The 24790-nt window shown below is 68.6% G+C and carries 19 protein-coding genes and 1 CRISPR repeat array; of the genes, 8 read left to right on the top strand and 11 right to left on the bottom strand.

Features of this window, described 5'->3' with window-relative positions; all coding sequences use genetic code 11:
- Positions 1-704: hypothetical protein (locus AB0J52_RS03500; protein WP_500179970.1), on the top strand; the 704-nt coding region annotated here is incomplete at its 5' end.
- Between the two features lie 1697 nt (positions 705-2401).
- On the opposite strand, the gene AB0J52_RS03495 is transcribed toward AB0J52_RS03500, so the two are convergent.
- The 5 genes from AB0J52_RS03495 to AB0J52_RS03475 form a co-directional block, all read right to left on the bottom strand.
- Positions 2402-3370 carry a type I-G CRISPR-associated protein, Cas3-extension family gene (locus tag AB0J52_RS03495; RefSeq protein ID WP_500179969.1) on the bottom strand — a complete coding sequence of 323 codons (969 nt, stop codon included), beginning with the start codon at positions 3368-3370 and terminating at the stop codon, positions 2402-2404.
- Entirely contained in the window at positions 3357-6146 is a 2790-nt protein-coding gene (gene cas3g, locus AB0J52_RS03490) for a type I-G CRISPR-associated helicase/endonuclease Cas3g (RefSeq protein WP_500179968.1), read from the bottom strand. The genes AB0J52_RS03495 and cas3g overlap by 14 nt, the downstream gene beginning before the upstream one ends.
- Entirely contained in the window at positions 6139-7539 is a 1401-nt protein-coding gene (gene csb2 / locus AB0J52_RS03485; protein ID WP_500179967.1) for a type I-G CRISPR-associated protein Csb2, read from the bottom strand. The genes cas3g and csb2 overlap by 8 nt, the downstream gene beginning before the upstream one ends.
- Positions 7540-7543: 4 nt before the next feature.
- A complete protein-coding gene (gene cas7g, locus AB0J52_RS03480; RefSeq protein ID WP_500179966.1) occupies positions 7544-8722 on the bottom strand; it encodes a type I-G CRISPR-associated RAMP protein Csb1/Cas7g in 1179 nt (392 codons plus the stop codon).
- Positions 8723-9368: 646 nt separating this feature from the next.
- A CRISPR array of direct repeats spans positions 9369-9704; the repeat unit is 39 nt; unit sequence AGCCGCAATAAGGACCGGCCCGTGGAGGCCGGTGCCACG.
- 193 nt (positions 9705-9897) lie between these two features.
- Positions 9898-10572: a hypothetical protein gene (locus AB0J52_RS03475; RefSeq protein WP_500179965.1), complete on the bottom strand. Its 675-nt coding sequence runs from the start codon at positions 10570-10572 to the stop codon at positions 9898-9900.
- Between the two features lie 281 nt (positions 10573-10853).
- Here AB0J52_RS03475 and AB0J52_RS03470 point away from each other — a divergent pair, with 281 nt between their 5' ends.
- From AB0J52_RS03470 to AB0J52_RS03445, 6 genes are all read left to right on the top strand, one after another.
- Complete coding sequence (locus AB0J52_RS03470; RefSeq protein WP_500179964.1) at positions 10854-11846, top strand: LuxR C-terminal-related transcriptional regulator; 993 nt, start codon at positions 10854-10856, stop codon at positions 11844-11846.
- A 191-nt stretch (positions 11847-12037) separates the two neighbouring features.
- Positions 12038-13675, top strand: coding sequence for a S9 family peptidase (locus AB0J52_RS03465; RefSeq protein ID WP_500179963.1), 1638 nt, complete (start codon positions 12038-12040; stop codon positions 13673-13675).
- Positions 13672-14910: an MFS transporter gene (locus tag AB0J52_RS03460; RefSeq protein WP_500179962.1), complete on the top strand. Its 1239-nt coding sequence runs from the start codon at positions 13672-13674 to the stop codon at positions 14908-14910. Before AB0J52_RS03465 ends, AB0J52_RS03460 begins: the two co-directional genes overlap by 4 nt.
- Before the next feature lie 192 nt (positions 14911-15102).
- Positions 15103-15648 (top strand): hypothetical protein, encoded by a 546-nt coding sequence (locus tag AB0J52_RS03455; protein WP_500179961.1) that lies wholly within the window; start codon positions 15103-15105, stop codon positions 15646-15648.
- Between the two features lie 166 nt (positions 15649-15814).
- Positions 15815-16243: a plasmid mobilization protein gene (locus AB0J52_RS03450; protein WP_500179960.1), complete on the top strand. Its 429-nt coding sequence runs from the start codon at positions 15815-15817 to the stop codon at positions 16241-16243.
- A gap of 22 nt (positions 16244-16265) precedes the next feature.
- On the top strand, positions 16266-18047 hold the full coding sequence (locus AB0J52_RS03445; protein ID WP_500179959.1) for a relaxase/mobilization nuclease domain-containing protein: 1782 nt from the start codon (positions 16266-16268) through the stop codon (positions 18045-18047).
- Positions 18048-18416: 369 nt separating this feature from the next.
- Here AB0J52_RS03445 and AB0J52_RS03440 read toward each other — a convergent pair whose 3' ends face one another.
- Positions 18417-19232 (bottom strand): trypsin-like serine protease, encoded by an 816-nt coding sequence (locus AB0J52_RS03440; RefSeq protein ID WP_500179958.1) that lies wholly within the window; start codon positions 19230-19232, stop codon positions 18417-18419.
- A 173-nt stretch (positions 19233-19405) separates the two neighbouring features.
- Between AB0J52_RS03440 and AB0J52_RS03435 the strand changes: the two genes are divergently transcribed.
- Complete coding sequence (locus AB0J52_RS03435; RefSeq protein ID WP_500179957.1) at positions 19406-20815, top strand: hypothetical protein; 1410 nt, start codon at positions 19406-19408, stop codon at positions 20813-20815.
- Between the two features lie 115 nt (positions 20816-20930).
- Here the strand turns inward: AB0J52_RS03435 and AB0J52_RS03430 are convergent, their stop codons facing one another.
- From AB0J52_RS03430 to AB0J52_RS03410, 5 genes are all read right to left on the bottom strand, one after another.
- Complete coding sequence (locus tag AB0J52_RS03430) at positions 20931-21500, bottom strand: transposase (protein ID WP_500179956.1); 570 nt, start codon at positions 21498-21500, stop codon at positions 20931-20933.
- Entirely contained in the window at positions 21463-21978 is a 516-nt protein-coding gene (locus AB0J52_RS03425; protein ID WP_500179955.1) for a winged helix-turn-helix domain-containing protein, read from the bottom strand. Before AB0J52_RS03425 ends, AB0J52_RS03430 begins: the two co-directional genes overlap by 38 nt.
- Positions 21979-22274: 296 nt before the next feature.
- Positions 22275-22913, bottom strand: a complete 639-nt coding sequence (locus AB0J52_RS03420; RefSeq protein WP_500179954.1) for a hypothetical protein — start codon at positions 22911-22913, stop codon at positions 22275-22277.
- A gap of 121 nt (positions 22914-23034) precedes the next feature.
- The gene (locus AB0J52_RS03415; protein ID WP_500179953.1) at positions 23035-23280 is read right to left on the bottom strand and encodes an acyl carrier protein; all 246 of its coding nucleotides are present in this window, start codon (positions 23278-23280) and stop codon (positions 23035-23037) included.
- Between the two features lie 495 nt (positions 23281-23775).
- Positions 23776-24426, bottom strand: a complete 651-nt coding sequence (locus AB0J52_RS03410; RefSeq protein ID WP_500179952.1) for an isochorismatase family protein — start codon at positions 24424-24426, stop codon at positions 23776-23778.
- Positions 24427-24790: the final 364 nt, after the last annotated feature.

Below are 24790 nucleotides of genomic sequence, written 5' to 3'. Positions count from 1 at the left end.
GCCTCCACCTGGGTCGCGCCCCGGACCGCCCTCACCGCCACGGGTTCCTCCCGTCCTCGCCGTTGCTTCCAGCCTTCACCGGCGCGGACGGCACGACGGCCGTCGTGGTGGTCGACGGCATCGGCAACAGCCCCCAGGTCACCGAGATGGCGCACGTCCTGGCGACCGCCATCGCCCGTCTGGCCGTCCGGGTCGATGCGCGGTCGGCGCAGCCGACCGCCGGGCAGGTCATCGGCGACCGCGGCCTGGAGGGCGATGCCCCGAACGCCTTCGCGGTCGTCGCGGTGGCCCGGCCGGGCACGCCCACCAAGGTCGCCTGGGTTGGCGACACTCCCGCCCACGGCTTCAACCGAGACCTGCAGCGGCTGCACCGGTACACCACCCCGGTCGCCGTGGGTGAGCAGCTCCGCCGCAACGGCGCGCCGTGGGAGATCGCCGCCGAGCACGACAACTGGGTCCCCGCGAACCTGGCGACCGCGGCGGTCGGCAACGTCTACACCGTCGACATCCCCAGCGAGGAGGTCGTCCTGCTGTGCTCGGACGGCGTCCCCGACGGCCTCGCCCGCGGCCGCCTGGACGAGCTGGCCGCCGAACACGCCGACCGCCCCGCCGCCCTGGCCGAAGCGGACGCCACCGCGACCGAGCCCGACAGCGACGGCTACCGCGACGACGCCACCCTGGTCGTCCTGGAACCCGCCCCCTGATCGCGGACCCGGCGAATGCGATCTCGCTGGCCGCCCGCCGCCGGAGGTGCTCCGAGCACGCTGGATAATCGGCCGAGGGGCCTCTGAGCTGGGCCTGCGAGGTGTCCGGCACCGCCGTGTGCCCATCATGTGCCCATCACGGCCGCCAAAACGGTCATACGGAACGCGACAGGGGCTTCGCCGAAGATCTTGCTTTCGGCGAAGCCCCTGGTCAGGTGGCGGAGGATCGGGGATTTGAACCCCGGATGGGCGGTAAACCCAAACCGCATTAGCAGAGCCCTCAGACGCGTGCTTTGTAGTGATTCGCCATCCGCCTGATTCCTGTTTTCGCAGGTCAGAGGTCTATGTGGTGCCTTGAACTTCCTCATGATCACGCACAGTTCGTGCTCACCATGTGCTCTCCAATTCCGCGCTGTAGCTCTTGGCTGATGTCGAGGCAGGCCTCGCAGCGCGTAGCCAAGCCCGGAGGGGGACTCCATGCCAACGAGGCTGGCATGAGGTGGAGGCGGTGTTGTCTGCCAGGCGCGGGGTTGTGCATGGCGATGGCCAGCACCCCCGCATGAGGACCGGCCCTTCGGCTGGTGGCATGGTGGTCAAAACCCACTTGGCGACGACTGGACGCTTCCGCAATGAGGGCCGGCCCGTGAGGGCCGGTGAAGGGGCTGGCCACATATGGCACAGACGCCGCCCTGGGCGGCGCCGCAATGCGGACCGGCCCGTGAGGGCCGGTGAAAGTCGGCGTCGCGTTCTTCGGCAGCGCCTTGGGGGCGATGCCGCAATGTGGACCGGCCCGCGCGGGCCGGTGAAGGGCCTGCCTGTGCCGCCGCTGACCGGTAGTAAGCGGCCGCAATGTGGACCGGCCCGCGAGAGCCAGTGAAGGTCCGGCAGGAGGACGTGCAGCGTCGCGAGCACGAGGGCGCCGCAATGTGGACCGGCCCGTGAGGGCCGGTGGAGGGCCTGCAGGCCCTCGCCTTCGAACCACGTCGGGTCGCCGCAATGTGGATCGATCCGCGAGGGCCGGTGAAGGCGGGGTCGACATCGGGGTCACCACGGATCCGCAGTGGGCACCGCAATGTGGACCGGCCCATGAGGGCCGGTGAAGGGTTACCGAGGCTGACCTTCTGAATGCCACGACCGAAGCAGCCGCAATGTGGACTGGCCCACGAGGGCCGGTGAAGGCGTGCCCTCGGCCAGGCCGTGGCCGGATCATGGCCATGCAGCCGCAATGTGGACCGGCCCACGAGGGCCGGTGAAGGACGGTGATCGAGGTCGCGTCCGCGCGCGAGTTGCGATGGCCGCAATGTGGACCGGCCCACGAGGGCCGGTGAAGGGCCGTGCGCTCGTCCAACAACGCCGGGTCGGTGAACCCGCCGCAATGTGGACCGGCCCACGAGGGCCGGTGAAGGCGCCCGGCCCCAGAACTCCAGGGCTTCGACGTAGGGCACGCCGCAATGTGGACCGGCCTACAAGGGCCGGTGAAGGGTGTCCAACAGGGTCAGTCCGCGCGTCTGGACAACGTCGCCGCAATGTGGACCGGCCTACAAGGGCCGGTGAAGGGGCTCGTGAACAGGCGTTACATCGCTCCGTGTTCATTCCGGGTGCGCCTTGCTGTCTGTTTCGTGCCTGGTTGGTGTTGTTTGTGCTTCGGAACCTCCCGGGGTTTTGATGGGCGCTTGGGGTTCCGAAGTGGCCGACGTCTATCGGACGGAAAGTGGGAGGAGGACGCCGGCGGATTTGGTGTCGCGGAGGGGGCGGCGTTCGGCGGCGGCGACGGTGAAGGCGCCCAGCTCGCGAAGGGGTTCTCTTAGGACGGTAAGGGCCGGGTGCGGGGCGGGGGCGAGTGCGGGGTGTTCAAGGAGGGTCTGGGTGGCGAACTGGTCGAGGGGTTGGGTCCAGAGGGGCCAGATCATGACGGGGCGGCGGCCGTGGCGGTGCCAGAGGGTGGCGGCTACGCGGTCGCCGTCGCCGGTGAGGCGGAGAAGGCGGAGGGCTTGGGTGGCGAGCCAGGTGGCTCCGGGGACGCCTGCTTCGGTGGATTTGCCTTCGGGGTGGTCGGCGGCGTCGCGGACGACGCGGTAGTCGAGGTATTCGCCGGTGAAGTTGTCGACGCGGCGCCAGGCGGTGAGGGCGTGGTGGAGGTGGGCGGGTTCGGCGCGGACTGCTTGGAGTGGGGTGGCGAAGAAGGAGCGCAGGCTTTGTTTGCCTGCGGGGGCGCAGTAGGGGGTGAGGGCTGCTTGGCCTTTGCCGTCGACGGCCAGGTCGGTGACCAGGTGGGTGAGCCAGCGGCTGGCTTCGTCGCCGAGTTCGGCGACCTTGGCGGCCAGCTGGGGGTACTGGTCGCGGGGGACGCGCATGGGGTCCTTCTCGCCGCCGGCCTGCTTGTTGGCGCGGACAGCGTTCTGGCTGGGGCGGCGCAGCGGGAAACGGTCGTCGACGCCGACGATGGCGGTGTCGGGTCCGGCGCGTTGGACGACCTTCTCCAGGGCTTCGGCGATCTGGTCGGTGGAGGTCAGGTCGCTGTGGAGGGTGGCGCGGCCGGTGGTGTCGGAGAACGACAGCGCCACCGGCGCGGAGTGTTCGCTGGTCAGGACGCGTAGAAGGCCGAGGGCGGTGAGGAACCCCAGCGGGTCGGTGCCGTTGAGGGCGGGGAGTTCAACGCTGCTCATTGGCCGGGCCTTCCTCGTCGTGTTCGGAGCACCAGATGTCGGCTAGCCGGACGATGGCCTCCAGCAGCGCGAGCTGCCAGCGGCCGTGTTGGCGGGCGAGGTGGTGGAAGCGGATGGGGGCGTCCCAGTCGACGCTGTGGTCGGTGAGCTGCAGGGAGCCGATTCCCAGCGGTTGGGGGTCGGGATCGTGCGTGGCGGGGAGCAGCGGGCGGGAGCGGCCGTGATGGCTGGCGATCAGATGGATGACCAGGTCGTCGGGTTCATGGGTGTGCTGGGCGATGCGCGCGGAGAGGGCTTCGTGGCGCTGGCCTACGGGGTATTCGGCCTGGATGCGGGCGCGACGGAATGCGGCGCGGTCGGCGGGGTCCATCCCTGATTTGGCGCGGGCTTGGATGTCGTTGGGAACGGTGCGCAGGGGCCGCTGGTAGAGCATCGCCTGGAAGCGCGGATCACGTTTGCCTTCGTCGTGCAGCAGCGCGGCGAGTCGGGCGGTCTGGCGAAGGGGCTCGGCCAGGCCGAGGTTGGCGGCGAACACGGCGGCTCGCTCAGCGACCTGCTCCTGGTGGTCGTCCAGCAGGACGGGGCGTCGTGCGCTGGCGGAGGATTCCAGCGCCCCTTCGTCTCCGCGTAGTCCGCCGCTGCGGGCCGCTAGCAGCAGCATCGAGCGATTCGCGGTGTGGTGAGCGACGACGGTGCAGCTTTGCCGCAACCGCCGCAGGTTGCGCTGCAGCGGCAGTTCCTCAGCGGCCGGCTGTGGGAGGCGGCTCCTGACGACGCCGGGGGTGGGAAGGTCTTCAGCATCGTTCAGCAGCTCCAGCAGCGCAGTGAACTCCGTCGACAGCTCCGGATGGTAAAGCTCCAGCGTGACGGCCAGCTCAGGGCGAAGACGCAGGAGCGGTTGCCCGCGGCGTTCGGCGAGATCGGCGACGTCAGCGACCGGGACTGTCGAGGCGGGGTTCCAGCCGTACTGGTCGCAGCCGCCGCGTTCGGCGGCGACGACGATCAGGTCACCCGGCTTGACGTCCTGGGCGGTGACGGGCGCGGCGGACTTGTCCGGGGCGGTATACCGGACGGCGACGTACCCGCTGGGCTCGGCGTCGTCGACGGCATCGGGTTGCCCCTCCAGGTCGGAGACGGTGTCATCGACCAGCCCGGCGAGCCAACGGCGGGTGGCAGCGAGGGGGACCTGCAGCGTCTCTTCGGTGGCGGGCGGCACCGCCCGCAGCATGGTCTCCCAGGCGGTGGGGTCGCTGGGAAGTCCTGAACGCCACACGATCGACACTTCCGCCTGGCCGCGTTGAAGCCCGTGGAGGAACGGCGCGACGGGGACGTCGGGATGAGGCGGCGGTGACGTCCTGGTCCAGGCGTCGAGGATGCCGGCGGTCACCTGCGGGATGTAGGGAGCCGATGGCCGCATCCCCGCACGCTGGTCACTGGTGAGTTCGGTGGTGAGCCGCCGCAACGCGACCGGCGACACCAACAGGCCCTCACTCAGCTCGGTGGCCTTGGCGGTCAGGACGGGGGCATGCTCGACCAGCCAGTCCCAGGTTGCTTGGCGAGCCGGCCCGTAGACGGGGTCGTTCTCGCCGACGCTGGTGTCGTGGACGACCAGGGCGTGGCTGCTCGGCAGATCGCCGAGCCGGTTGAGGCGCCCGAGGCGCTGGACGAGCGCCGAGAGGTCGGCTGATTCGGTGACCATGGCGTCGACGTCGAGGTTGGCGCCTACCTCGATCGTCTGGGGCGCGACGACGATCAGTGGCGGGCCGGGGGCGCGGGTGCGTCCGGCGCGGAGCCGGTCGTAGTAGCGGTGGAGCAGGTAGTCGCGGTCGACGGGCCGGATCCGCCCGGTCAGCAGCACGGCGCTGTCGAGCTGTTCGAACACTGCACGGGCGCGGGCCACGGTGTTGCAGACCACCGCCACCACGCGTCCGGAGTCTTCCGGTCCGGCGAGCGTGCGGGCCCACTGCGCCATGACCTGGGGTAGCACGGTCGGGGCGGATTTCTTGGTCACCTTGGGGGCCAGCAGATGCATCCGCCGGTCGGCGTTCAACCGGCGGCGGGCGACTGGATGCTGTTCGTCGGCGTCGCTGATCCGGTGCACCCGGGCCGTGGCTTCGTCTGGGGGAGTGGCCGACATCGTCACCAGGAGCGGTCCTCGGTCGCCCGGCTCCAGCTCTTGGATGGTGCGGAGTGTCTGGCGGAACGGTTCGGCCAGGTGCGCCTCGTCGATGACGATCAGGCTGTCGGCGCCGACCAGCGCCGCGTCGATGGACCGCAGATGCTCGCCCACCCCGTGGCCGCGGAAGAGCAGGCGGCTGCCGACCTGGTCGATGGTGCCGACGACAACGGCGAACCGGTCGGGGCGGTCCAGCCATCGCCACGACCACGTCACCCCGCCGCGCATCCGCGTCACCTGCAGCGGCGTCTGGTCACCGGGCTGGAGCAGCGCCTGGGCGACCCGCTGCGAGTACGGGCCCGGCGGTGCGGCGAGGGCTTGGGCGACGCGGTCGGCGTGGCGGTATGCCTCGTCCACGATCAGTCGCCGGTCGACGGCGAAGAACAAGCGTCGGCGCGCCGGGTCGGGTCGGACGGCGGCGGCGAACACGAACACATCGATCAGCGAGGTCTTGCCCAGCCCGGTCGGCACGTCCACCGTGTCGGGCCAGCGTCCGGTGTGCAGGATGTCGGCCACCAGGGCCTGCTGCCAGGGGAACGGCCCGTGCCCGTGGACCTCGCGGACGAACGCGTCGAAGTCGTCGGCGGTCAGCTCACTCACGTCCGCCTCCCTGCGGCGCGAACAACCCCAAGCCCAGGTACCGCATCGAGCCCAGCAGCACCGGCCCGACCACAGGACGCTCGAACGTCACCTTCGCATGCACCAACGGCCGCAGCGGACGATTGGACGGCACACTCCCGCGCCGCGGCCGATGCACCGCACCCCGGGCCAACGACGCAGGTGAGAACTCCAACTCCCGCACCGGCGGATACCCCGCCACCTCCAGCGACCGCTGGATCTCCTTGAGGATCCCGTCGTCGCCGCGCCGGCGCTTGGGGAACCGGTCCAGCATCATCGGTGTCGCCGTCACCCAGGTCCGCGCACCCCGCCGCTGATCGGCCGTCCACCGCTCCGGCCGCAACCCCCAACCCGGCGTGCTCGGCTGGAACTCCACCGGCAACCTGCCGCCGTTGCCGTAGGACAGGTACTCCAACGGGCGCTCCACCAGCGCCCCCCACAACCGGGCGTAGGCGTTACGCGGCAGCGTCTCGGGGACCGCGACGCCCACCCCCAGCAGCCGGCCATCCGCGTGGTCATTGTCGACGTTCGGCAACGTCAGGTACGCCACATGCGCGGATTCGTCGGCCCCGTGCCCGCTGATCTCGGGCGGGATGTCGGTGCCGATCCGATCCATTACCGCCGCCCGCAGCACCGACGTCACCGCCACCACCGCATCACCCGGCGGCTTCACACTCCCCGACGCGAACCCGAACACCAGCAACTCGTTGAACACCGAGGTGGCGGGAGGTACCGGCGGCGGAACCCCCGGGCGGGCGTAGGGGATCTCCTGGTCGGCGTTCCAGGACCGCTCACCCTGCGCATACAGCTTCCGCAGCTGATCGGTGTACCCGCCATAGGGCACCCGCAGCAGCTCCTGCCCCGTGGGATCTCCCAGCCGTACCGGCGTGAACCGCGTCCACTCCGCGCGCTCGGGCACCACCTCATCCACCACGCTCAGCGTCACCGGCGATGTCGACCGCCCCAGATAAGGCACGCTCCGCGCCAACCGCACCAACGTCCCCAACACCTCCGGGGAAGGCGAGGCGTGCGGCCAGACCAGGGCGAACTCCGGGAAAGCGGGTTCGGCGCTCAGCCGCGTCTTCTTGCGGCCAGACCGGCCCCACCGGTGCTGACTGCTGCCCTTCTTGTCGGTGGCGTTGGCCACCACAAAACCCTCACGCCGGACCTGCGTGAACTCCTCACACGCCCACACCTCGGGCGCTTCGGCTGCTTCCAGCCACCGCAGCGCCTCCCAGTGCTCCTCGCCGGTCGCGGACGCGACCAGCGCACAGAACACTCGCGCTGGATGCGGCGGCCACTCAGCTACATCGGCCCGACGCCCGGCCGCGTCGTAGCGGCCATCACGCAGCCGCACCGTGATCGACAACGCCACCGGCTCACTCCTCGCCGGCCGCCGCCACCACGGAATACCGAATCGCCTCGGCCAGACTCGGCATCGGCGTCACCTCGATCGTGTCCGACGCCATCACCAACCCCGCCGCGGCCGTCCGGTCCCGCAACTCGTGGAAGACCTCGATCGCCTCGGACGCCGACAGGGAGAACTCCTCGACCTCGCCGCCGTCCCGCTCGAACGCCAACCTCTCGCGCACCCGCACCAGATCACACCCCGACCGCAACCACGCCGACGGCCGATCGAATGCCAGCCGGTCCCCGGCCAGCGCCAATGCCAGCAACGTCGCTCGCGCCAGCCGCACGGTCTCATCGGAGGCGTCCCCGAACCGCAGCCGCTCCAGCCCGCCCAGCGAGATCCACGCGTCCCGCCGGCCTTCGCTGATCACCATCCCGCCGGGCGGCGCGTCCTTGCTGAGCGCGTGCCCGTGCCCGATCTCGCTGAGCCGCTTGCCCTTGTCCTTGGCCTTGTCTCCGACCGCGACGAACTTCCAGTCGCCCTCGGCCTTGGTCTTGTCGTCGATCGCGCCCGACAGGTTCAGCGGGTCCTTGCGCATGCTGCGCCGCTCACCCTCCTGCGGATCCAGACCGAACATCGACGAGGCATAGAATCGGGCGAACTTCGGCCACCGGCCCTTGCGATGCGAATCCCACGCCCCGAAGATCAGCGACCCCGGGTCCCGCTCGAACAACGGCCGGACATCGTCGGCGCTGACCTGCCGCAGCCGCTGCCCCACCGGACTGCGGTCGAACCGAACGCCGTCCACCAGGCTGTCCCGCAGGTACGCATCGGCATACCGGTGCGGGAACTCCAACGACGTCAGCCGCACCCGCCCGTGCTCGGTCTCGGTCAGCAACTCGAACAACGGCAGCTCGATCCGCCCCTTGTCCCGCGCGACCAGCAACGCCTCTTCGATCCGATTGGCCTGCGACGGCACCTGATCCAGCACCACCGTCGCCCGCGCCTCACCCTCAACGCGCCGCGACTCCAACAGGTACGGGCCGCCGGGGAACGTCGGCGGCATCACCTTGTCATCGGCCGCCGGCCGATACACCCCATGGACCGCGACCCCCGCGTCCTCCCGGTCCTCACCCACAGCGGCCAACAACCGCTCAACCACCCGCGCAACCATCCGACCATCCCCATCCGAAGTGACGCCGAACACGCAACGCAGACGCTACGACACACCCCCGACAGACCACCCCCAGATCAGTAAATTGCCCTGTCGTCAGCAAAGACTGCCCAGGTCATAGCCAGAAAACAGGCGATGTCTGGCGATGGGAAATGCTGGCGAGGCCGCCGCAACGAGGACCGACCTCGGACGGCCAATGACGGAAGACCGCGTGGGGGGAGACGATGCCTTCCTGGTGGCCGCAATGAGGACCGACCAGGGACGGTCGGTGAAAGGGACGAATGGCGCGTTGATGTCGTTCGCGCCGAGCGGGCCGTGATGAGGATCGACCTGGGACGGTCGATGACGGATCTCGGTACTGGCACCGCTGCGCTCGCCGCGGTGCAGCCGCAATGAGGTCCGACTTCGGACAGTCGATGACGGTTCAGCGCGCCCGACCACCATGTGGTGGCATGGGGGCCGCAATGAGGACCGACTTCGAACGGTCGGTGACGGTACGTCCTGCCGAACACGGGAGACACGCCGCTTCACGAGCCGCAATGAGGGCCGACCTCGGACGGTCGACGACAGCACCTCGCGATGGCGTCCGCGCTCCAGGTCGAGCTGCCGCAATGAGGACCGACCCGTCGAGGCCAGTGCAATAACAACCCAGGGCGGAGAGCCGTCGCCCTTGTAGGTGAGCCGCAATAAGGACCGACCCGTTGAGGCCGGTGCAACCTGTGCACCCTGCCGCGTCCTGCGGGAGGGTGGGCGGGCCGCAATAAGGACCGGCCCGTTGAGGCCGGTGCCACGCGTACAGCACCAAGGACCCGGTGGCGGTCTGGACGCCGCAATAAGGACCGGCCCGTTGAGGCCGGTGCCACCCTGGGCGGCACCGGGATGGGCAAGTCCCGCCTGATCGAGCCGCAATAAGGACCGGCCCGTGGAGGCCGGTGCCACGTGCGGGCGCTGGTGCTGGTGACGCCGGTCGTGGGATAGCCGCAATAAGGACCGGCCCGTGGAGGCCGGTGCCACGGTGCGTGGCCGGGGCATATGGCGCTTAGTGATTATGGGGAGCGCCTGGAGCTGTCCGGTTCGTTCCACTCTGGAGTTGTCTGCGCTTCGGAACCTCCCAGGGATTCTATGAGAGCTTCAGGTTCCGAAGCTGGCCCGTGGCGCCGTACGGGCCAGTGGAAGACATGTAGCAGCTCGTTACCCCTCAGGCGAGATCAGTGTCCGGATGGTGCGGGTTGCCTGGCCAAGGTCTTTGTCTGGGGTTGAGAGAGGCGAAGCAAGTCGTTGGGCGCCAACACTGCGAAGGTTTCGAGTGCGGCGGGCCATTCGTTGGGGCGGGGCTGGCGGTTGGGGCCGTGGGGCCAGTGGCCGCGGATAAGGGCGATGAGGTCGAGGCCGGCCCAGTAGTCGATCGTCTGGTGGATCACGTCGGTGTGGTCGCCGGATTCGGTGATCCAGATGGTGGTCGGTGCGGTGTGTCCTGCGCGGATGCGGACGGCCTTGGCTTCGAGGTGTTCGATCGATTCTTCGAGGGTGTCGAACACGAACAATCGGTCGCCGAGGGTGTCATCGGTGACTTCGACCTGGTTGCCACAAAGCATGAGGTCCATGTCGTGACGAGTAGTGACGACATCAGGGAGGCGTTCGTCCTCCATAAGGGCTTCGATGAAGGCTGTTCGGAGCCAGTCGTTGGCGAAGGGGCCTTCGATCCCACTGTGGAGTGGGCGGGCGATGCTGTGGAGAAGTCGCTGCTTGTGCGGTCTGCGGTCGTGGCTGGTGAGTGCCGGACGGCTGGGGTGGGCCTTCGGCAAGTCGGAGCGTCGGTGACTGAAGCTGCTTGAGGTCGGGGAAAGATCAGTACTGGTGTGTCCCTGAGGCTTCTTGCTCATGAGGTCTCCTGCCTGTTGTCGCTGCGGTTGACCTGATGGAAGCCGAGCGCCAAGGGCGGAAGCCACGTCCAAAGTCCCCAAGACGGGAAGTCATCTCGTAGGGACGGCGCGGGGGCGGGGGCGCGAGCGGCCGAAAGCGCTACTGGATCAGGGGATCCGGTGGGCACCCTGCCAGTGGGCGTCGAACGTGATCGGTTCTTGTCTCTGGCGAGAAATGCTCACGCGCGTCGCCGTCCTGTTACGCTGCGTAACTTCGTGGGTGCCGGTCGTGAGGGGAATGTGTGGCGGACGGGCTCGAGGTCGAAGCGCAGCTCCTGGAAGGCATCATTCCGGACGAGCTGTATCGCGCCTACCGGTTGTTGCTGGAAGGGCAAGGGTGCTCCTCAGAAGAGGCGATCAAGACTCTGGGGGCCGCGGAGGTCGTCAAGGCGTTGCTCGATCGCGGAATGGCGTACCGAGGGCCTGAAGCGGGAGAGGCGCCGCTGTTGATGCCGGCGCCGCCGCACCTTGCGCTTCAGGCAGTGCTGGCCGAGATGAATCAGCGGCTGACCGACGAGCATGAACGGTTCCTGGCTGGTCATCGCCGGTTGGTCGAATACACGCCGGCCCCGCGCGTGAGCGAAGAGGGGGCGGCTCGCGGACTGATCGAGGTCGTCACCGAGCCGGCGGAGATCACGCGGCTGTCGGGCGTCCTGGTGGGTGCGGCCAAGCGGGACTGGCTGACGCTGGAGAACTTCCTGAGCGACCGTCCCATCGACGACAACATGATCGTCGCGCCGCCGCCCACTCTCCGGGCCGGGGTGCGGAGCCGGACCATCTACGAAAGTCGCGCCGCCGAACATCCCGTTGTCGCCGAGATCATCGCCAGCGCCGCCGAGGTCGGCGAGGAATCCCGCCTGCTGACCGGGATCGGCATGAAGATGAAGCTCGCCGACGCGAGCATCGCGCTACTCCCGCTCGGCCCGACAGGGATGACAGGTGCGGTCCTGGTTCGTTCGCCGGTCATCGTCGCGGCACTTCGGGATTACTTCGAACTGCTGTGGGAGCGGGCGACGCCACTCGGAGCCGTGCATCCCGACAGTCCGCTCACAGAGGAGTTGCGTGCGGTACTGGAGCTCATGGCCCAGGGCGTCGACGACGATGCCATCGCGCGCCGCCTCAGGATCAGCACCACGACCGTCCGGCGCCGCATCACCAGCATCCGCGAGGAACTGGGAGCCGCTTCGCGCTTCGCTGCCGGCGCCGCGGCCGTCCGCCGTAGCTGGATCAAGTAACCGCCCGCACGAACATCAGGAGCGTCATGCCCTCGTTCCAGTACCAGGACTTCGTTCCCGCTCAGCGTTTCCAACGTGTTCTCGCGTTCTCCCCTCAGGGCGACCAGATCGCGTACTCGAGTAACGCCGACAGCCGGTCCGCGCTCTGGACGGTGCCGGTAGCAGGTGGACCCGCCCGCAAAATCACCCAGATGCCGGGCCGGATCATCCGGCAGGCCGCATGGACGCCGGACGGCAGTGCCCTGGTGTTCGCCGCCGATCACGAAGGTGATGAGCAGTTCGGCATCTTCCGGGTCGGCATCGAGGGCGACGAGCCGACACCGATCGATGCGAGCCGGGAATGCCAGCGTCTTCTCGCCTCGGCTCCGTTCGACCGGGAAGGGCGCCGTCTGCTGTACGCGGCCAATGATCGGGACTTGACCGTCCAGGATCTGCTGGTCCGAGACCTGGCCACAGGCGAAGTACAGCGGTTCGAACCGGAGAAGGACGTGATGTTCACGCCCGTGGCGTTCTCCCCGGACTCCCGCTGGCTGCTGGCGTCGGGAGACCGCTCCAACACCGAGTCCGATGCGTACCTGATCGACCTCACCCATCCGGGTGCCGAACCACAGTGCGTCACCGCACCGCATGGAAGCGGCCTGTTCGAACCGCAGGCCTGGGCACCGGACTCCTCCGGCTTCTATCTCCTGACCGACCTGTGGGGATTCACGGCGGCGGCGTTCTACCGCCTCTCTGACCAGACCCTGAGCCCGGTCGCGCGGCACGAGTGGGACGTCGAGCAACTCGACGTCGCCGCCGACGGGACGCTCGCGTGGACCGTCAACGAAGCCGGACGGTCGGTCCTGTACGTCCGGCACGAGAGGAAGGTCGTCCAGCCAGAGGTGCCGAGTGGTGTGATCTCGACGCTGACGTTGTCGGCGGACGGACGCAGGGCGGTGATGTTGCTGGACACGCCGGCGCATCCGGAAGAGATCGTGGTGGTGGATCTGGATGGTTGCTCTCCGCGCCGCCTGACCGATGGCCGCCCGCCGGCGCTGCGCGGGGTCGAGCCGGTCGTTCCGGAGTCGATCACGTACTCGACGACCGGCGGACGGGAGGTGCACGCGTACGTCTACCGTCCCTCGACGCCTGGCCCACATCCGGTGCTGTTGTCGATCCACGGTGGGCCCGAAGGGCAGGAGCGTCCCCGCTACGCGGCCTTCTACCAGCACCTTCTCCATCACGGGATCGCGGTGTTCGCACCCAACATCGCCGGGTCGACCGGCTACGGCCGCGCCTACCAGAAGCTGATCTACCGCGACTGGGGCGGCATCGACCTTGAGGACCTGGACCACGCCGTCCGGTACCTGCAGACCCGGCCCGAGATCGACAGCGACCGGATCGCGGTCTTCGGCGGCTCCTACGGCGGCTTCGCCGCGCTGTCCTGCCTGGCCAGGCTTCCGCACTCCTGGGCTGCGGGCGTTTCGATCTGCGGCCCCAGCAACCTGGTCACCCTCGCCACCGGCGCGCCGCCCACCTGGCGGAGCGTGATCGACGCCCTCCTGGGCAACCCCGAGAAGGACGCCGAGCATCTGCTCGCCAACTCGCCGATCACCTACGCCGACTCGATCAAAGCCCCGCTGCTGGTTCTGCAGGGAGCCCGCGACCCGCGGGTGCCGCGGGCCGAATCCGACAACCTCGTCGAGCGGCTTCGCGGTCGCGGCGTGCACGTCAGCTACGAGGTGTTCCCCGACGAGGGGCATGGGTTCACCACGCAGGCGAACGAACTGCGTGCGTACTCCGAGGCGGCTGCCTTCCTCATCACACATCTCAGCCGGGACGGCGAGTGACCGCGGTTCATCTCTTCACCAACCGCGCCATCCTGCCCCTGCTGACCGCGCGGGTCGTCTCCTCGGCGGGAGTCGGGTTCGGGCAGGTCGCGTTCGTGTGGGGGATGAAGGCCAACGGCTACAGCGCCGGCGCGATCTCGCTGGTGGCAGCCTGCAAGGCTGTGCCAGCTCTGCTGATCCTCGCGGGAGGCGTCCTGGGGGACCGCTTCAAACGCCACCACGTTTTGGCAGCCGCCGAGCTCACAGCGTGCGCCACCTGGCTGGCCATCGGTGCGTGCCTGCTCAACCGGCACACACCGACGCCCCTGCTCTGCGCGCTTGCACTGCTCTCAGGAACGGCGTACTTCATCTTCCTGCCTACCGTCCGAGGAATCACCGCCGACCTCCTGCCGGATAAGCAGCGGCACTCCGGGAACGCGCTCGTCGGACAGACCGAGGCTGTTGGTGCGTTGTTCGGCCTGGCCGCGGCGGGCGTGGTCGTCAGCACCCTCGGCTCGGCCTCCGCGGCCGTCCTCAAGGCCGCGATGTGCCTCGTCAGCGCCGCTCTGCTCCTGCAGCTCAGCATTCCGCGGTGGAGGACGAAGACGCCCGGACCGTTGGCCGAACTCGCAGAGGGCTGGAAGCTCTTCACCTCGCGCCCCTGGATGTGGGCGATCGCCTTGCAGTTCACCGCCGCCGTGATGGCCACCGCGACGTTCACCGAGATCATCGGGCCGCTGTTCATGTCCGACCATGGTCGTAGTGCCAAGACCTGGGGAGTCATTGGCGCATGTGAAGCCTTCGGAGCTCTCGCCGGGGCGGCCCTGGCAGTCCGCTGGAAGCCGCGCCGACCCGTCACCATCGCGGTCGCTCTGTTGATCCTCGCGGGAGCGCCGATGCTGACCGTCGGTCTTGCTGCGCCCTCTGCGGTCATTGCGGTGAACATGTTCGTGTCCGGCGTCGCCAAAGCTATTTGCCTGGTGCTGTGGATCACCCAGCTCCAGCGGACCTTGCCCGTCGAAACGCTCGCCCGCGTGAACGGCTGGAGCATCGTCCCCGCGTACGCCTTGGCGCCTGTCGCGCTCCTGCTGGTGGGCCCACTCACTGAACTCGAAGGTCCCGGCACTGCCGCCCTGGTGGTGGCGACCGTTGTGCTGGCTTCCACTGTTCTCTCGCTGCTTGTTCTCTTGCTGGGGGTCCGCGCGAACAGTCGAAGCGAGGAAGAGGGGCGACCCGAACTGCTCACGGCTCCGTAGCCGCATGCACTGCTGACGCTGCGAAGGCATCGGTTCGACACGCGGCGCACCCAAGTCTTGACCGCGTGTCGCCAATGGCGAAGTATGGAGCGCACAGCGCGCCACTTCATCTCTTGGTGCGCGGTCCCTGCTCAGCCTCAAAGGAAGGAAAGGCTCAGATGATCGGATTCAGCCTGATTGTGGAGCTCCTTCATGACCGAGCCTGGCAGGCCAAACGATGACCGCACGCTTGAACTCGCCTGTGAACTCCGCGAGCGAGTTCGAGACCTGAACTATGCGACGTCAGGCCCGCCCGGACTGACGGCACCCCAGACCGTCTACGCCGTCCTGGGCAACCTGAACGAGGCCGCCTACGGGCTGGACCAACTGCTCGAGCAGCTGAGCGAGTTCTTGGAACAAGAGCTCTCGGACGGACGGTTGGGCAGCACCAGCGAGGACGGTCCGGACTTGGCGGTGAGCGGCGCGCAGGACGAGATGCGTCAAGCGGCCGACTACGCCCAGGAACTCAGCAACGCACTGGAGGACGCACAGCGGCAGATTGCCGTCCTGTTCGTCTCCGAGGTCGGCGCCTCACCAGGTCTTCCCCGTGAGAGTGTCCTGCTGGCCGGCCAGTCCACCCCGGCCGCGGTGGCGACTGCCGACCTTGCGACCGACGTTGACGGTCCACCATCACCAGCACACCCACCGCCGCTGGTTCGTCCGAGCGTCCCTCGGCGTGCTCCTGGCCGAGCGCCGTAGGGGCCCGAAGCTGTGCGGGGTATCCGCGTCGGCGCCGGAGCAGTGCTGTCCACACGGCCTTGCTCCGCGCGGAGCAAGATATGGAAATCCCAGGGATGTCGCTTCCGACCGAGCGCGGCCGGAAGCACGGACCAGATCGAGCGCGATCCGGTTATGGGGGGCGGCGTTGCCGGAAGAACGACACTCCAAGCAGCCACCGAGGAGAAGACGCGGCACCAACCAGAACCGTCGCAGACACCAGTCTCCGCGCCGAGACAAGAAGATCACCTTCTCGCTCTCGCAGCAGGAGTACGCGGCCCTTCGGGACGCCGCGTCCCGCTCGCACTTGGCTGTCGGAGCGTTCGTCGCGCACGCGGCCTTGGCGGAGGCGAATGGCACCCGTCGACCGGACCAGGCCGAGCTCCGCATGCTGCTGGAGGAGTTGATGCATGTCGGCGGGCAGGTCCGCCGGTTGGGCGTGAACCTCAACCAGGCCGTCGCGGCGCTGCATTCGGGGGAGCTGACACAGCAACTCGGTGCCTATGCCCATGCCTGCGCTCGGGCAGTGGTCAAACTCGATCGGACGGCCGACGAGATCTGCCGGCGCCTGCCGTGACCATGCGGTTTGGGCGCCGGACGTGATCGGCAAGGTGCGGCGGGGGACCCGGGTGGAAGGGCTCGTGCGGTACCTGTTCGGCCCCGGTACCGACGGCGAGCATCGCGACGCGCACATCGTCGCCGGCTTTCGCGACCCCGCGGAACTTGAACCTCCCAGCCGGACGAACGGCACCCGGGATCTACGTCGCCTCGACGCGTTGCTCACTCAGCCGATGAAGCTGCTGGGGGAGCGCAACTACCGCAAGCCCGTCTGGCATCTGTCGTTGCGCGCCGCGCCCGAGGATCCGGTCCTGACCGATACGCAGTGGGCGCGGATCGCAGAGCACCTCATGGACCGGGTCGGGCTCGCCCCGGACGGCGATCCGGACGCCGTCCGCTGGATCGCCGTCCGGCACGCCGACGACCACATCCACCTTGTCGCCACGCTCGCCCGCACCGACGGCATCCGTCCGGAGGTCTGGAATGACGGCTACCTGGTCCGGGACGCCTGCCGCGCCGCGGAGGAAGAGTTCGGGCTGCGGCGGACCGCCCCGGCCGACCGGACGGCCGCCCGCCGCGCCACCCGCGGGGAACAGGAGAAGGCCCGACGTGCAGGCCGGAAGGAAGACCCCCGCTCCACCCTCCGCCGCCACATCCAACAGGCGGCTGCCATGGCCCGGACGGAGACCGAGTTCTTCGAGCAGCTGCAGCAAACCGGAGTGCTGGTCCGCCGCCGTTACAGCCGGCACCACCCGGACGAGGTGACCGGCTACGCGGTCGCGCTGCCGGACTACCGGACCGCCGCCGGACCAGCGGTCTGGTACAGCGGCGGCAAACTGGCCGCCGACCTCACCCTGCCCAAGCTCCGGACCCGCTGGTCCACCGCCGGTCCGCCGGTGTCCGGACGAGGACTGGACGAACGGACCGTTCGTGCATACCTCCGGACCACCGTCGGCCAGGCAGCCAGCAGGTCTCGAACCGCTGCCGAGTTCCTCGCCCACCTGGACGACGCAGGACTCCTCGTCAGAACCCGGCGCAGCGTCTATGACGCCGCACTGATCACTGGATACGGCGTCTCCATCCCTCACCACCACGATGCTCCCAATCAGCCGGCGTGGTATTCGGGAGGCAGACTCTCCGCGGACCTGTCCTGGGCACGCCTGTGCGAGGCATGGAGCGGTTCGTCAGCCCCGTCACCAGTGATCGACCTATCAGCCGAAGAGCGCCGTGCAATCTACTGCGACGTCGCCCGCGCAGCTGCATTCGCCACCGCCGAGCTGCGCCGCCACACCGTCACCAACCCTTACGCGGCTCAAGATGCGTGCTGGGCCACCGCCGATCTTCTCCGCTCCGCAGCCGAGGCGACCGGCAACGACCACCTGCGGCAGGCAGCAGAGGCCTACGACCGCGCTGCTCGCGCCCCTCACGGCCGCATTCCATCCCCCACGCCCAGCGGAAGACGCCTCCGCAACGCCGCCCGCCTCTTGACGGTCGCCCGAGCCAACGGCGGCCCAGGCCTTCAGTTGCTCTCAGCATTCACAGCCGCACTGCTGACCCTCATCGACGCCATCGGTGACCTGCACCATTTCCATCGCCACCAAGCTCAGTGGGACGCTGCGAAAGCCACATCCACCCACCTTTCCAACGCCACTCACGACCGCACCTCCTGGCTCACGCATGACCAACCTCGGCAGCGGAGCCCCGCGATCGTCGCCATCGCGGACGTTTCCTACCGCTGGGCCCCGCTGCCCCTTGATGCTCGGCCTCCGAGGGGCGCTCCGCCTGGTCCGAACCATGCCGGCCCCGCCAGAAGGGGGAGGTGAACGCTCATTGCCCTCGAACTCGTCCAATGCAAGGGCGCAGCTGGGGGCGTCTAGGCGCTCCTGGAGCCGGTCCGCATGAGGGGGCCAACTCGGTCGGGGGACCTAACTCGACTAGCTTCCGCAGCTCACGGATGCAACGCCACTCTCGACGGAGCCCGAGCGGGGATTTGGTAGCGGAGAGTGCAAGTTCTGATGCTGCCGGCCTCTTCCCAGCGGCGGGACTGTGCCGAGCTCATAGAAGTGCCACCCGGAGGGCGGCGAGCATCTCGGACCTGCCGTTGTGTGGTCCGGGGCACCCGGCGGGCGGGGGCGAGTCCACGCAACCGGACCGCCCGCCCGGTGAAGAGGGGAAGAGGGACGCTTTCCCGGTTAGGTGTTCAACTCCACACCGAAGGCGTCCAGTGCGGGTCGGACCGGGGCGATCCAGATGTGCTGGTACCCGTCGTCAGCAACGACGGGTACCCCGTCGTTGTTCACGCTCCCGCCGCTCACGGTCCCGACGGCGAGCACCGTGTTGGGCTGAGAGCCGAGGACGAAGACCGGACCGCCGCTGTCCCCGGGCCCCGCCACGACCGCGCCTGCGGGCGCGCGTAGTTCGGTGAGGCCGTCGAACGTGTGGCCTCCGAGGGTTTCGTGCCGATTGGTTCCAATGACCTCCAGCCCGCAGGAGGTGCCGCTCTTCGCGCCCGATAGGCACACGGTCTCTCCGATCGGCGGGACGGCGGAGCCGACGACCCGCTTCTTGAAGGTGGCCGCCCCGGTTCCGCCGTCGTAGATCTCGGAACCGCTGGGGGCTTGGAGGAGCGCGGCGTCGGTCTGCGCACGGCTGTCGGTGATCGCTCCCACAAGCTTGTCACCGGGGGTGTAGAAGTTTCCGCTGCCATCGGTCATCCACGATCCAGTGACGTCGCAGTGTGCCGCGGTGAGCAGGAACGTCTTCCCGGGGTCAGCCTTGCTGTGCACCCCGAATCCCGTGGTGCACTCCGGAGAGGTTCCTCGCCAGTCGTTGAAGGGAAGCACCCACCACGCCACCCGGACGGAGATGCGGGCCCCGCCACTGAAGTTGGGGGAGTCGTTGTCGCGGTCGGCTCCGTCCGCGTGGGCCGCGGTCGGGGCGAGGGTGAGTAGGGCGGCCAGGCCGATGCCCGCGGCCCGGGAAAGGGCGTGTCCCCGCGTGAGTCGCACGGGTTCTCCTCTCGAAGGAAGGGGTGTTCTCGCCGGCCCAGGACCGGCGACGAGGAGACCTTGCGTGCCGGAAGAGTTTGTTCGCCACAACTACGGATGCGTCTCGAACTGTCCGTGAACAATGAATGTTCGGCAGGGCGATGACCTGCGTGGGATGAAGGGGAGCGCGAACAATGGCGGATGCCCAGGATGCGGGCAGGGGCCCCGGGCGGCCGGCGAACGAGATCGAAGGGCAGGACCCCATCGCGGAGTTCGCCCGCCGCTTGCGCGCTCTGCAAGGCGCACGGAACCAGACCTGGGTCGCACAGCGGTCGGGGCTCGCCAAGTCCACCGTCAGCGCTGCCTTGGGAGGCAAAAGTCTCGCCACCAAGCACACGGTCGAGTGCATCGTGCAGGCCCTGGGCGCCGACCCCGCCGCGTGGTTACGCGCCCGTCAGGAGGTTGCCGACCAACTCGCGTCGCGCCACGGCCGATCCGGCGAGAACGCCGGCGTGCGAGAAGTTCCACGGCCGCGGGATCCCGCCCTTCAGGAGAAGGCAGAGAACGCTGATGCCCGGCATTACGAACAGGCCAGGGAAGTCAGCGCTCCGCCTGCAGTTGCAGCAGCCGGCATCGCAGGGGAAAGCGCCGAACGGGAATCGCTGGACGACACGGAGAACGCGTACCCGGCCCGCCGTAAGGCTGGCTGGTCATTTGACCGATGGCTGCCTCGCCAGTCGCGCGCGTCCCTGGCGGGCGCCTTCGCCTGCGCGGCAGTAGCGGTAACCCTGCTGGTTCGTGGGCTCAGCGCGAGTGGTCACGGGACGGGGCCGGCCGAGTCTGATGGCATCGGGCTTGGCCGGGCCAAGCCTTCCGGCGGGTGGGAATGGGAGTCGGCTCCCGCACGTGCATACGACCGGGAAATGGACTCCGCGCCGTTCAGCGCAGGCGCCCGGTTCCGCTCGCCGACGAGCGGAAAGGGCGGCTGCAGCACCGGCTTCGGGGTGCACGACACCGCCCATCCGCAGCGGACCTTTCTTCTGGTCGCCGCGCGCTGCGTTCGCCCAGGCGAAACCGCTACCACAGCCGCGTCTGGCCGAACGATCGGGACCGTCGAACAGGTGGACCGGACCACAGGAATCGCTTTGATCTCCGCGCCCAGTGGCCACGAGATCTATGACGGAAGCCCCGAGACCCACACCTTCCGCAAGAAGGTCACGGGTCCGGGAACGGTGGTTCCCGGCGGCACCCTATGCATCACCGGCGCCGCCCACTTCACACACTGTCTGCTCGCTCCGACCGGACGGGAGAGCCTCGTCTGCGATTTCGGCCAGGGGCGAGTCGGCGGTCTTCGGGAACTCGTCGCCCCCGCCGGGGTGGATGCGGCCGGACCAGCTGATGTGGGAGCCGCGTTGTTCGTCATCGATGACAAGCAGCCGACGGTGATGGCGATGGGACTTCTGATCGCAAGCACTGACGGCGGCCCCTGCACACCGGGCAGCAACTCACGAGCACAGCACCTGTACTACGTCCCGATCCAAACCGCGCTCGAGGTCTTCCGGGCCAGCCTGAACACCGGTACCTACAGCAAAGGCTCTGGCTGATGCCCATCCTGCTGGTGCAGCCCGTGCTCATCTCTACTGATGGACGCCCTGGTGAGGCCCGGTGAGTTGGTCGCCGCAGGCGTGGAGCAGCGAGGGTCTGTCCAGTTACTGAGCTTTAAAGCGGGATGTCGTGAGGTAGGCCGGTCGCGATGAGGCATCCGTTGATGAGTTCGGGGCGGTACTGGATCGTGCGTAGTCCGTGGCGCAGGGCGCGCATGAGGTGGTCGGGGCTGGTGAAGTGGGTGTTGGCCTGGCTGCTGCGGCGTAGCAGGGACCAGATGCCCTCGACCGGGTTGAGGTCGGGGGCATAGGGCGGCAGGTAGATGACGGTCAGCCAGTCGCTGGCGTCGATGAAGGCCCGCAGTCGGCGGTCTCGGTGCACGTTCAGGTTGTCCCAGACCAGCACGATGGGCCCGTCGAGGCGGGCGTGTGCGGCGATCAGCAGGTCGCGGTAGTCGAGCCAGGTGAAGCTGCGCCGCTTGGCGGTTTTGTGGTCGGGATGTCGCTTGGGGCGGTAGATCAGGCGGGACCGCTCGCCGGGCTTGTAGCAGCACAGTGCGGCGATGGAGATGCGGCGTTGGGAGCGGCCGCGGACCGTGATGACCGGGTGTGTCCGCGGCGGGACCAGGTGCGGCGGGTCGGCGGCGTCATCGAGAAGCCGGCCTCGTCCTCGAAGGCCAGCCATGCCCCGAGCGCCGCCGCGGTGCTTTTACCTGCGGCCAGGTGTCCTTCACCCATCCGGTCACCGTGGCGGGATCGCGTTCGCTGGCGCGGCGGGCGGGGACCTGGTGGCTCCATCCGTTGCGCCGCAGCATCTGCGAGATCCCCGACAGGGTCATGCTCTTGTGGAACCGGCGGCCGATCAGCGTCTTGATCCGCTCCAGGGTCCAGACCTGGTCCGGCCAGCCATGCGCGACCGGGCCCTTGACCAACTCGTGCTCCAGCGCCGCGAACAACTCCCTGCTCAGCGTCGGCCGTCCCGGCGACCCGGCCGAAGACAATGCTCGCCGTCCTTGGCCGCACCAGGCCCGCCGCCAGCGTTGGACCGACCGCATGCTCACCCGCAACCGTTTGGCGATCACCGCGTTGGACTGGCCTTCGGTGAACAACTCGGCCGCCTGCATCCGGACGCCCTCCCGGAACACCCGCCGCGCATCGGTCAACCCACCACCCTGCGGATACCTCATCAACCGGGCATACCGCAGCCGACGCCAGCTGTCAGCTCACCACGACACCACACTTTAAAACTCAGTAATCCCGACCCCCTCGATCACCGAGCTGACGGCCGGGGACACGTTCGGGGAGCGAAGGAGGCACGCCCCCCGGTCGCCGGCGACGCTCCCCCGCCCGCATCACCGCAGCGAGGGCGGTAAGGCTACGGGTCCCGGCGGGCGGTGTGCGGGTTGTTCGTCCAGGGTCACCACGGCCGGGTGGCGGCCGGTTTGCGCGGGGTGTCGGTTCAGGGGATGTTGACGGTGACGTTCAGGATCTTCATGGTGATGCGGGAGCTGTCGGCGTGGCCCTCGTTGCGCCAGTGGCCGCCTTCCTTGGTGACACCGGCGGTGATCTTGTAGCGGCCGCTGGTCAGGCCGTCGAAGGTGTGGGTGTCGGTGGCGTGGCGGCCTTTGAGAGTGGCGCTGATCTCGCCGGGGACGGGGGCGCCGGTGGGCTTGTTCAGCCAGAAGTGGCCCTTCAGGTGGCAGCCGAAGACGCACTTGCCCTCTTCGTACCAGGCAGCGCCCCAGTAGTAGAAGAAGTCGCCGCTGAAGGTGGCCTGGATGGCGTGGGCGCCGTTGGCGCGCTTGAGCACGCTGGCGCACAGGCGCACGTTGCCCTTGGACCACTTGTCGTTGGAGTAGAAGGTCTGCGAGCCGCTGCCGGGGTCGCAGGCGGCGGCCGGGACGCCAGGGAGCGCATCTGGGCGGGCGGCGGCCACGGCCGGCGCGGGGGGAGCAAGAGCGGCGGGGACGGCTGCTGCGGCCGCCAACGCCAGGGCTGCCAGGCCCTGGGCGGTCTTGCGGTGGTCGTTGCGGGGCCCGCGGCCGGCGGGCCGATACCGCGGATTTCCCCGACCCGGACCGCCGCTCTGTGAAGTCACATCGCAACTCTAGGTGACATCACTGGTGGTGGCCAGTCCCGCAACTACCGGGCAGCACGGGCAGCAATCGTCCTGGTCGCCGCCCTGCTATGGATCAACACATGGATCCATCGGACAGGCCCTAGCGATGTGCTCGCATTTGGACGTATGTGATCGCATCGTGGAGAGTGCGGATGTTTTCGGCATCCCCCTCGGGGATCTTCAGGCCGTACTCCTGCTCCAGGGCCTCGATGATCTCAGCCATGGCCAGATCGTCGGCTCCGAGGTCGTCAATGAGCAAGGCTACGGCGTTCACCTCCCCCGTGAGGTCGAGTTGTTCGGCGACGATTTCCTTTACCCGCGCCTCGATGCTGGTATCGCTGGTCACGTAGCCCCCTGGCTCGCTGGACGAATCGCCTGGAGTCTCTCATGCAAGGTCACTCAACGGGAGTTCGACATGCGCAGGTCGCGCCACTTGCTAACGGCTCATATGCCAGAGCACCCTTGTAGCAGCACAGGATTTGACTTCTTTCCGCCGTATTCCGTTTGGTATTCCTTCAAGTAGCAGCCGAAGACGCGCTTGTCCTCTCTATATGAACATCGCACAGAAACAGACGTTACAGACGTGTCCAGCAAATGGCGGATACCCCTCAGAGTCCCCAACTTCGCGCACGAAGTCAGACGTGGCAGAGAGGTTGGTTCTCCTGGAGACAATCCTGAACCAGGTCGCCGACCGCAGCGCCGCCGCGCCCGCTGGCGACCTCACCGCCTGCCCTGACCGCACGGCCTGTGCGCATCGGCACGGCCGCCGAACGCGCAGGCCGCGGCGGGGCAGCCGCAGCACACCTGGGAGCGCAGCCAGGAGTGCGGGCGGGGGCGTGGTTCAGGCGATGACGACGGGTTCGCCGCTGGTCTCGACACCGGCCTGGCGCAGTTCGTCGATCGCGGTGCGCGTGGTGTCGGCGGCGACGCCGGCGGTGTAGTCGAGCAGGACCCGCACCGCGAAGCCCGCGCGCACTCCGTCCAGCGCGGTGGCCTTCACGCAGTGGTCGGTGGCGATGCCGACGACGTCCAGGGCGGTGACCTGGCGGGCCTTCAGCCAGTCCGACAGGGGCGTGCCGTCGGAGGCAAAGCCCTCGAAGCCGCTCTTGGAGGCCGAGTGCGCGCCCTTGAAGAAGACCTCGTCGATGTGCCCGGAGTCGACGGCGGGCGCGAAGTCGGGGTGGAACTCGCCCCCTTGGCCGCCGGCGACGCAATGCACGGGGAAGGAGTCCCGGAAGTCGGGGGTGCTGGAGAAGTGGGAACCCGGGTCGATGTGGTGGTCGCGGGTGGCCACCACGAAGGCGTACTGCTTGCCGGCGTGCTTCCCCACGTGCTTGCCGACCTGCTTGCCGGGTTGTTTCCCGGCGTGCTTGTGGGTGCGCCGGACCAGTTCGGCGATCGCCGCGGCCCGGTCCGCGCCCCCTTTCACCGGAACGCTGCCGCCCTCGCAGAAGTCCTTCTGCACATCAACGACGATCAGTGCGCGACGCATGGAACGCCCTTCCCTTGGATGTAGGTCTCCTGGACGGCCACCCGGCCGCCTGCACGGCGCGGCCGCGCGCCGCGCGGCGTGCCGGTCTTCGACCGGAATGCTGCTGCTGTTTGCTGCGGCCTGCCCCTCCTGGGCCGGCTTCAGCACGCGCGATGTCCCGCGGCGCCGGTCCCGCGCGGTCCCCGCCCCCGGGGGTGGCCGGGAGCTTTCGGTCACTGCTGATGCCTCGTCAAGGGGCATCGAACACTCCCGGCCGCTGTGGTGACGCCCAGGGCTCCACAGCGGAGATTCCGGGCGTAGGGACAAGCCCAGATGATCACGAAGGCGTCGGCGCAGCAAGTAATATTTCGATTACTTAAGGTGG

This window comes from Spirillospora sp. NPDC049652 (assembly GCF_040675125.1).
In the GTDB taxonomy this organism is placed as follows: Bacteria; Actinomycetota; Actinomycetes; order Streptosporangiales; family Streptosporangiaceae; genus Spirillospora.
Note: the sequence above shows the minus strand (reverse complement) of the source record. Positions and strands in the feature narration are given on the sequence as shown.

What these genes read in the sequence shown, in the direction of transcription:
- AB0J52_RS03495 (WP_500179969.1), bottom strand. Translation starts at nt 3,370, where the DNA reads ATGAGCAGCGTTGAACTCCCCGCCCTCAACGGCACCGACCCGCTGGGG.
- AB0J52_RS03435 (WP_500179957.1), top strand. Translation starts at nt 19,406, where the DNA reads ATGGCGGATGCCCAGGATGCGGGCAGGGGCCCCGGGCGGCCGGCGAAC.
- AB0J52_RS03475 (WP_500179965.1), bottom strand. Translation starts at nt 10,572, where the DNA reads ATGAGCAAGAAGCCTCAGGGACACACCAGTACTGATCTTTCCCCGACC.
- AB0J52_RS03465 (WP_500179963.1), top strand. Translation starts at nt 12,038, where the DNA reads ATGCCGGGCCGGATCATCCGGCAGGCCGCATGGACGCCGGACGGCAGT.
- AB0J52_RS03455 (WP_500179961.1), top strand. Translation starts at nt 15,103, where the DNA reads ATGACCGAGCCTGGCAGGCCAAACGATGACCGCACGCTTGAACTCGCC.
- AB0J52_RS03410 (WP_500179952.1), bottom strand. Translation starts at nt 24,426, where the DNA reads ATGCGTCGCGCACTGATCGTCGTTGATGTGCAGAAGGACTTCTGCGAG.
- AB0J52_RS03430 (WP_500179956.1), bottom strand. Translation starts at nt 21,500, where the DNA reads ATGGCTGGCCTTCGAGGACGAGGCCGGCTTCTCGATGACGCCGCCGAC.